The organism is Gemmiger formicilis, assembly GCF_016901605.1.
Taxonomy (GTDB): Bacteria; Bacillota; Clostridia; order Oscillospirales; family Ruminococcaceae; genus Gemmiger; species Gemmiger formicilis_B.
Genome location: NZ_JACJKP010000461.1, coordinates 1 through 426, shown reverse-complemented (window position 1 = coordinate 426; position 426 = coordinate 1). Strand labels below are relative to the sequence as shown.

1 pseudogene is annotated in these 426 nt (G+C 69.5%); it reads right to left on the bottom strand.

The window, feature by feature from the left end:
- Nucleotides 1-424: pseudogene (locus H6B10_RS15440) on the bottom strand (F0F1 ATP synthase subunit alpha); the annotation flags it as partial.
- Nucleotides 425-426 lie beyond the last annotated feature (2 nt).

The following is a 426-nucleotide window of genomic DNA, read 5'->3' as shown; positions in this document are numbered from 1 at the left end:
CGGTCTGCATGGGCTGGGTAACAGGTTCACGGCTGACAACGCCGGGAGCCTCGTGTTCGATGGGGCGGGTCTCGGTGCACTCGATGGGGCCCAGGCCGTCAATGGGGCGGCCCAGCGCATCCACCGCACGGCCGATCAGGGCTTCGCCTACCGGCACATCGGCGGGGCGGCCGGTGCGGCGCACCAGGCTGCCTTCGGTCAGGCCTTCGGCGCTGCCCATCAGCACCACACCGGTGCGCTTGCGGCGCAGGTCCAGGATCAGACCGGCGGTGCCGTTCTCAAACTCCACACGTTCACCGTAGACGGCGTGGCGCAGACCGCTGACGTTGGCAATGCCGTCGCCGATCTCGATGACGCGGCCGGTCTCGGTGGCCATGGTGTCCCCGGCGCTTCCGGAAAGGGCGTCCTTCATCTGGGCGGCCAGCT